This is a genomic window from Staphylococcus sp. EG-SA-2, from assembly GCF_017152085.1.
Genome location: NZ_JACYHC010000716.1, coordinates 1 through 1,784, shown reverse-complemented (window position 1 = coordinate 1,784; position 1,784 = coordinate 1). Strand labels below are relative to the sequence as shown.

Annotated in this window: 2 protein-coding genes; one reads left to right on the top strand and one right to left on the bottom strand. The window is 33.6% G+C overall.

Annotation, left to right across the window (positions count from 1 at the left end; genetic code table 11):
- Positions 1 to 83: 83 nt before the first annotated feature.
- On the bottom strand, positions 84 to 992 hold the full coding sequence (gene rarD, locus IDG60_RS13060) for an EamA family transporter RarD (protein ID WP_001019815.1): 909 nt from the start codon (positions 990 to 992) through the stop codon (positions 84 to 86).
- A 221-nt stretch (positions 993 to 1,213) separates the two neighbouring features.
- On the opposite strand from rarD, the gene IDG60_RS13055 reads away from it, so the two are divergent.
- The coding region (locus tag IDG60_RS13055; protein ID WP_196506639.1) for a helix-hairpin-helix domain-containing protein at positions 1,214 to 1,784 on the top strand (571 nt) is incomplete at its 3' end.

Here is a 1,784-nt window from a genome sequence, read left to right as displayed (position 1 = left end):
CTGTTACTGCACACATACCTCAGTCTCACCTTATCATGACACAAAGGATATTGAAAACACGTATAATTATCTTTCCTCGTATTTTATAGGGTTTTTGCGACCGGATGTTTCTTCAATTTAATGTATTGAGAAAGACTATATAACACAATACCTGTCCAAATAAATATAAACGTAATTAATTGATCTATACTAAAAGGCTCTTTGAAAACAAATATGCCGAGTACAAACATTATTGTTGGTCCAACGTATTGAATAAATCCTATTAGCGAAAGTGGAATACGTTTTGCCCCGGCTGAGAATAGGATTAGTGGTATTGCCGTAATAGCACCAGAAAATAACAACCAAAATGATGACATGTTCAATCCAAATGACATCTGATGTTGCTGCCATAAATAAATAACGTATATTAGTCCAGCAGGTGCTGTAACAATACATTCAATCGTAATACTGCTGATGGCATCAATATGTACTACTTTTTTCAATAATCCATATGTACCAAAGGATAACGCTAATATAATAGAAACGATTGGGAATTCTCCAATCTTGAGCGTCATATATAATACACCGATGAATGCGAATAAAATGGCTAGCCATTCAAATTTATTGAATCTTTCTTTTAAAAAGATAAGTGCGAGCAAAATGCTAACAAGTGGATTTATATAATAACCTAAACTTGTTTGTAGGACGTGACCGTTCGTTACAGCCCAAATAAATGTACCCCAATTTAATGTAATGACATAGCCTGCTACGACAATCGCTAATAGCTGAATGGGCTTGCCTAACAATTGATTCATATCTCGTTGAAATGCATTGCGTTGTTTTTGTCCAACCGCGAGTATGAATATCATGAATATTGCTGAAAATATAATACGAAAGGCTAAAATTTCAAATGCGCCTATTGCATCAACGAACTGCCAATATATAGGTAGTATTCCCCACAGAATGTATGCACTGAGTGCTAAAAATATACCTTTTTTATATTCTATATTCACTTACATACCTCCTTACTCTCCCAAATTTTTAACATGTTACGCTCACTTGGTTATGCTAATATAACGATTTTACTAATAATATTTCGATAAAGATATCATTTTGTTTATATTTCCCACATTTATTCACCAACCACTAAACAATATTAATTTTATAAATAATTCTGTACAAATCAGGGTATATTGCCAGAAAGACTACCATACAACATAAAGGATGGATACAAATGACTTTACCTAAAATTGGAAAGCCTGCAACACGCGCGCTAAATTCACAAGGTATATACACATTAGAAGCAGTATCACAATATACGAAGTCATCTCTAATGGAGATGCATGGCGTTGGTCCTAAAGCTATATCAATATTGGAACAAGCTTTATTTCAGCACCAACTACATTTTAAAACGGAAGTTCAGTCATCATTACCTTTTAAGTTAACAGGAGATGTGTCATGCAATCATGCGCCTAAACGTCAACAAATGATAGATTTTATAGTTGCTACAGCAGCATTAGATATTGAATTATTACGTTCACTGGTTACAACAGAATTTATTTGGTCTGTGCCTGGACACTTTGACATTTATGGACCTCAAATTTTAATTCAAGAACTATCTAACTATTACAATCAGGTTGCTAGTCTCAATATCCACTCCAACATCACACATGGGTGCTTAGGTTCCATGCATGGTATTGAAATATTAAAAACTGGTAAAGAGATTCATTTTGCTCATTTTTTTGAATTTGAAAATCATAAAAAGGATGCCAAGTTAAGCAAAGTGACATCTTACATTGTTGTTG